This is a genomic window from Microcystis sp. M109S1 (assembly GCF_020247025.1).
Classification (GTDB): Bacteria; Cyanobacteriota; Cyanobacteriia; order Cyanobacteriales; family Microcystaceae; genus Microcystis.
In genome coordinates, this window is record NZ_JADBRW010000012.1 from 1 (window position 1) to 6,401 (window position 6,401).

Here is a 6,401-nt window from a genome sequence, read left to right on the forward strand (position 1 = left end):
ATCCATAACCTTACACATTTGTTACGGATGAATTGAGCAGTACGAATAGCATCGTCTATGGCTTGATACTGTTGAGTTTTAGCTTTAACTTTAAACTCTAAGACAAACATTTTACCCACGGGGTACTTAGATAAAATCAGTGCCGTCCTAAAAGGACGGGGCTTTAACCCAAAATTTCGGTAAAGGGCAATCTGCCCGGTCAAGAGGTGATTTACCGGTAGAATTGAGAGTGCAGCCGAGAAATTGCGGCGAGAAACCCTATTTTGTCTGCTTACGCCGCTTGGGTGAGGGTGAAAACAGCATCAAAGTCAGCACGGCTAGGGAAAATCGAGAGAACCCGATCGAGTTGGGTTAATTCAAAGATAATCTTGACTGAAGGTGGAATAGAACAGATATTGAGTGATTTTTCTTGACTTTGAGCCAGACGAAAGGCGCTAACTAAAGCCATTAATCCAGCGCTGTCGAGGAATTCCACCCTACTCATATCCACCAGAAAGGTGATAGAGCGACTCCGGTTAACCAGATTGGTGAGCTGCTCTTGAAATTCTAGGACGTTAGCGGCGGTAATATAGCCGTTTGGCTCAAATAGAGCAATTTCCGGGACTTTTACAGGACTTTTCATGGCTGGGCTTTGAAATTCATAAATGAACCTTTTAACTGGAGATCAGATACCGCTATTATGTCCTAACTTTCTGATTTTGTAACCTTCGTCTTGATCAATTTTCTCTCTCCTGAAAAGATTAATCTTTTCTTAATCTTTACCCCTTTAGAAAGGAACCGGTTTTAGGTTAACCTGATGATCCGGGGAGTAAAGAGAAACAGTGATCAAGGCTTACTAGGGCGAACATCAGGGGAAAGTCGTTAGGTTTAAGCTCTAATCTCGAATGACTGTTGATGACCGAGCATTATACTGGTATTTTTGCTGAAATAAAGTAAAGCAGGATACAGAAACTAGATTTATTGAGCTAGAGTAAGGAAATTGTGGATACCCAGCCGACTATCCGCCAATTAGTGGAACAAGCCCTATATTATCGTCAAATCACGCCAGAAATCGAAAACGGAATTAATGAACTCCTCGCTCGTCTTGGCTACGTTTCCGATGTGGATTACGAGGCCCTAGAGTTACTCATGGATGAAATGGACGAGGGCCGGATTAATCTCGTTCCCCGTCGGTAAATTCAGTTATCAGTTATCAGTTATCAGTTATCAGTTATCAGTGGTGAGTTTTCAGTTCACTGATGGCCTTTCGGTTCCTGTTATGCAATGGACGGGGTTATAAGGGATGAAACCATTATATAGAAAGACATTTAGCGATCACCCGATCGAACCGAACCTAGGCGTTGGGTTTCATGCTTCAACCCAACCTACGTTCATCTTATATTTAATTCCACCCACCTACTTAGCGATCACCCGATCGAACCAGACCAAGTAACGAAGAACCTCACTGATTACTGTTTACTGTTTACTGTTTACTGATGACTGAACAATCCCCCAAAACCCAATTTCCCCAAATTTCCACAAATTAATATAATTGACTTCAGTCCTTCTCCTAACCTGATTTTTTCCATGATTCCTTTAACTCTTAATCTCTTGCAAGGTTCCGTTACTTTTCGTTTCAGTCCCAGTGCTGCTCTGGATTTGCAAAGGGAAATTAATATTTTACTTGATCGCCTGAAAGCGATCGCCAGTAATGCCTCTAGTGGGGGTAAACCCCAACCCCAAAAACCGCTGGAATATCAGCACACTGGTGATGTGTTTCTGGAAGTGTTTTGTAATCCCAATATTTATCCGAGTCCTTTTTCGGCTAAAGTTTTGTTAACGGTTCGTGACGATCGCCTACGCTTAACCACAGAAGCAGAATTAACCCGTGTGATCGAGGATTTAGAGCGTTATATCGAACAAAATAGTTAGAATCGGGGGATTTTTGGGGTTTCGACCTTTCCTTGTCGTCCCACCTCTCCCCATCTGATTATTCTTCTCTAGCTTGCCATGTTACCGACCGATTTATTGATTTCCCGTCAAAATGGCGAGACAATTATTCCCAAACGCTTACCGCTCGCGACCGATTATCTGATGATCGCTAAAGAACAAATCAACTGTTTTCAGGAAAGTATCGGTCAAACTAAGGGAGAATTAAGCCAAAAACTCCTAATCTTGGAGGGAGACAGTCCCGATTATAAAATTAAACGGGGATTTGCTCACCTATTAACCAATCATTTTGCCACCTTTGAGATTATTAGTCCCTTAGAACCGCAGGAATTAAGAAAAAGAGTTTTTGAACAAGCGGCTAACTTTGTTCCTATTCCCCAAAATCGATCGCTAATTCTGGAGAAAATTGCCCAGCAACTCAGCCAAGAATTAAATCAAGAAATTTTTCCAGTGGCTCTAGAAAAAGGACTCTATGCTGATTTAGCGGAGAATAAAATTCTCACTCAATTTGATGCTCCTACCCCCGAAAACCTAATTCATCGTTTTAACCTCTCGCAAATTCAAGGTATTTTTTATCGGGCCAGTTATTTAATCATCAACGTCCACCGCAACGATCCAGGGGAATATAAATATCTCTTTCGCTATCTAAAACTATTTCGTTTAATGACTTATATCGAAGGGGATGCCGACACGGGATTTACTATTACTATCGATGGTCCCACCAGTTTATTTAAAGCTAATAGTCGTTATGGCATTGAAATCGCTAAATTAATTCCGGCCTTACTCCATGTTACTCACTGGAATCTGAAGGCACAATTACAGTATAAAGATTCCTATACAGGAACTATTAAAAAACAACAGTTTAATTTAGAGGATAACTGTGGTCTGGTGTCCCACTATTCCCCCGGGAAACCCTACGATAGTATGTTAGAGGAATCTTTCGCTAAACGTTGGTTACAGTTAAAAACTGAATGGCAACTAGAAAGGGAAGTGGATTTAGTGCCTTTACCCGGAGGAGTGATGATTCCCGATTTCCGTTTATTGCATCCCGATGGTCGCGTTTTTCTCCTCGAAATTGTTGGTTATTGGCGACCAGAATACCTACAAAAGAAATTTTTACAGGTTAAATCGGCCCAAGCAAATAATCTCATTTTAGCCGTATCGGAACGGTTAAATCTAGAAAAAGCCGGAGTTAAATTTCAAAATCTACCCGCTCAGGTTATCTGGTTTAAAGATAAATTATCACCCCAAGCAGTGTTAGAAATTTTAAATTAAAGGGTTAGGCAGATGGAAGCTAAAAGCGGGAGTATCAAAGCATACTCCCGCTTTGGTTTAATCAGACTAGGTTAACCTTTTTGCTCAAGACCGGACAATGAGTGCTACATCATTGAGCAATGGTAGGATTGATGGACACTTTCACCACTTTATTTTTTTCTTCTTCCGCTTTCGGGAGGGTGAGATTGAGAATGCCATCTTTGTATTCAGCAGTCACGTTATTGTTATCAACCCGGACTGGTAGAGGAATAACCCGATGGAATTTACCATAACGGAATTCAGTGCGGGTAAATCCTTCTTCTTCGGTTTTAATTTCCGATTTCCTTTCACCATTAATGGTCAGACTATCGGCTGTTACTTCTAGGTTGAGGTCTTTGGCCTCCATACCAGGTATTTCCAGTTTAATCTGAACTGCCTCTGGCGTTTCGGTTATTTCCGCCGCCGGGATGAAGGATAACCCCATTTTCTCGCCATTGCCTACATCAGTCGGCACAAGACGGTCAAACAAGCGATTCATTTCTTTCTGTAGGCTTTCCACTTCTCTGAAAGGTTCCCAACGTATAAGTGCCATATAATTCACCTCCGAAGTTTTCTTAACGCTAGAGATGTTGGTTTGTCTCTACACTTTTAGGATAGATAAAATATTCTCTGACCGGGGTAGGGTTTTCGGTATTAAGTTTTTCCAGATTCCCGTACTATCTCCTATACTAGAGCTAGGTGAAAAGGTTTTTCCCGGGGAAGTGGGAAGTGGGAAGTGGGAAGTGGGAATTGGGGAGTGGGAATTGGGGAGTTTTCTCAGTGAACAGTAATCAGTGAACTGATAACTGCTACTAAATCCGGTTATTAAAGAATGATTATTTATTCCCCCTTTTGCCTATTGCCTATTGCATGAGTGCCTGTCCTCATAAGTAGCCTATGCTCAACGGATTTAGTATGATAACTCAAATCTGATAACTGACTCCTAACCCCACCAACAAACTTTTTCAGCAAACCCTAATTATCTACTGATGAATAATTAAACTTTCTAAACTGGTTTGTAAATCTTGGGTTAATTGTGCTACGGCCGAGCGTCGATCGCTTTTATAATCAGCATAGCGCTCGGATACGGAAATAGGTTTACCAATAGTTATTATCGCTTTTTGTTGACCAATTTGGGGACGAAAAAAGGGATTACCTCCCTTAATTCTTGTCACTAAATCCCAGAGTAATAAAATTGTCTCGGCAAATCTTTCTACGGTGGGTTTTTCTTTGACATAATAACCGGTTACTGACACGAAACTTTCGACAATTCTCATGTGCCACATTTTTAAATTAGCTTCATCAGCCAGGCGATCAGCTAATCCTAATTCAAGGGGAGAAATAGAGTGAGTGGGTTTTAATTCTTGGCGATAAATACGTTCCCATCCTGCTTGTTCCAAACGACGACAGCGATCGATTACATTACCATTAGGAGAAACATTAAAATACTTTTCTACGGTTTGTAGGGCCACATCTAATAAATTGGCTAAACGTTTGGCTAGGGTTTCGTTTGGATCATCACCATTGGCAGGTACTACAGGCAAAGATTGATAGTAGAAATCTCGATAAAAATCCTCCATTAAAGATAATAATCTTTCTCCTAACCGAAAAAGACGCTCGTATAAAACCTTTTCTTCTAGGGATGAATTCGGGATTGATTCTAAACCGCTATCGGTTTCTAAATTAGTTAAAATTTGCTCGATTTTTTGCCACACTGGAGTCAGATAAAAATACTGAATACCAATAGGTAAAATAATTACTTCTTGCTGTTGTTTAGCTTTTTTGACATCATCCACCCCCCAAAAAGCCAATTGAGAAATACCCGGTTCAATAGCACTAACAAGCTCATTATGTCCGTTAGTTGCCCCTTCCGGAGCAGCGGCTAAAGGATAATCTCCTTCTAATAATAAACGACGAGCCGATCGCAATCCGATTAAATCGGCTTTTCCCCGTTGAATTGGTGTGCCACCTAACTTAGAATATAACCATCCTACCCTTTCTCCAGCCCATAAAGGAATCCCTCGATCATACATAAAATGAGCGTGAATTGGATTGTTTAATTTTATTCCTAACTCTTGGGCTTTTTTGGGTACTAATTTCCATAAAAGATAGGCCATACAGTAGGGATCGTTAATACTGGGATGACGGAAAGCAAGCAGTAAACGGACTTTTTTCTCTTGACTTTTTTGATAAAATGTGATTAAAGTTTCTAGATTGGCGGCGGAAATTTCTCTTAAGTTGGTTTGAGTTTGTAACCAAAGAGGTAAAAAGATTTGACATCCCTTTAAAAGCAAGGGATTAAGGTCAGGGGGGATAAATTCGAGGGGAGGTTGCGCTCCCAAAGATAGATTAGACATATAAGTATAAGTAGTCGTGCCAAATAAATTTCCTAGTTGAGACTCCGAGAAAGGTATCAGTTATCAGATGTGAGTTTTCAGTTCACTGTTTACTGTTTACTGTTTAAGGAAGAATAAAAGAAAACTCTGATCAATAATTACCCACTGGTCAAAAGGTAATCACAGCAGCAAACAGGTGTCGAGCTAGATTTCAAATACACTGGGATTGCAGGATCCCTCAACCGTGAAAGGAGAAATTAACCGACTTTAAGCGAGGAGAAACACCAGTAGTTTACCTCCTCACCTAAACAAATACAGCTATACTATAGCTCTATCCCCATTTCCCGCAAACGAGCCGCCAGCCGTTGAGAACGCTGTCTTTCCGCTTCCAGAGCTTGCTGAGTAGCATTTAATTGCTCCTGTGCTGCGGCCGCTTGCTCCTGTGCTGCGGCCGCTTGCTCTTGTGCTGCGGCCGCTTGCTCTTGTGCTCCGGCCGCTTGCTCCTGTGCTGCGGCCGCTTGCTCTTGTGCCGCTTCTTCTGGTAAGGGGATTAAATTGCCTTCCGGGTCATAAAATCTCGCCCAAATTGCCGTTTCTCGGTCAATAGTCCCCTCCCAAGTTCCCAACCAATAGCCTAAGGTTTCGCACCATAACCAGCCGCGCTCGTTTCGTTCTAAAGAATGGTAGCGTTGGTCTGCTCCCAAATGCCATCCTTGTAAAGAATTGCCATCAAAAGGATCGTAGATGAAATAATCTGGCGTGCGGAAGGTTCCCTCATAAATGGCTTTTTTTCGCACTTTATCGGTTCTCGCGGTACTAGGAGAGGTTAATTCCACGATAACG

Annotated in this window: 6 protein-coding genes and 2 pseudogenes; 3 read left to right on the forward strand and 5 right to left on the reverse strand. The window is 41.6% G+C overall.

Annotation, left to right across the window (positions count from 1 at the left end; all coding sequences use genetic code 11):
* A pseudogene (locus tag IM322_RS00465) lies at positions 1–203 on the reverse strand (hypothetical protein); the annotation flags it as partial.
* A 68-nt stretch (positions 204–271) separates the two neighbouring features.
* Complete coding sequence (locus IM322_RS00470) at positions 272–622, reverse strand: STAS domain-containing protein (RefSeq protein WP_287675872.1); 351 nt, start codon at positions 620–622, stop codon at positions 272–274.
* Between the two features lie 359 nt (positions 623–981).
* On the opposite strand from IM322_RS00470, the gene IM322_RS00475 reads away from it, so the two are divergent.
* From IM322_RS00475 to IM322_RS00485, 3 genes are all read left to right on the forward strand, one after another.
* Positions 982–1,176 carry a hypothetical protein gene (locus IM322_RS00475; RefSeq protein ID WP_002761266.1) on the forward strand — a complete coding sequence of 65 codons (195 nt, stop codon included), beginning with the start codon at positions 982–984 and terminating at the stop codon, positions 1,174–1,176.
* A gap of 390 nt (positions 1,177–1,566) precedes the next feature.
* Positions 1,567–1,911: a hypothetical protein gene (locus IM322_RS00480; protein WP_287675874.1), complete on the forward strand. Its 345-nt coding sequence runs from the start codon at positions 1,567–1,569 to the stop codon at positions 1,909–1,911.
* A gap of 78 nt (positions 1,912–1,989) precedes the next feature.
* Positions 1,990–3,204, forward strand: a complete 1,215-nt coding sequence (locus tag IM322_RS00485) for a DUF790 family protein (protein WP_287675875.1) — start codon at positions 1,990–1,992, stop codon at positions 3,202–3,204.
* A gap of 109 nt (positions 3,205–3,313) precedes the next feature.
* Here IM322_RS00485 and IM322_RS00490 read toward each other — a convergent pair whose 3' ends face one another.
* The 3 genes and pseudogenes from IM322_RS00490 to IM322_RS00500 all read right to left on the reverse strand — a co-directional run.
* Positions 3,314–3,775 (reverse strand): Hsp20/alpha crystallin family protein, encoded by a 462-nt coding sequence (locus IM322_RS00490; protein WP_287675876.1) that lies wholly within the window; start codon positions 3,773–3,775, stop codon positions 3,314–3,316.
* Between the two features lie 430 nt (positions 3,776–4,205).
* Positions 4,206–5,579, reverse strand: a complete 1,374-nt coding sequence (locus IM322_RS00495) for a 1-acyl-sn-glycerol-3-phosphate acyltransferase (protein ID WP_287675877.1) — start codon at positions 5,577–5,579, stop codon at positions 4,206–4,208.
* 302 nt (positions 5,580–5,881) lie between these two features.
* A pseudogene (locus IM322_RS00500) lies at positions 5,882–6,401 on the reverse strand (Uma2 family endonuclease); the annotation flags it as partial.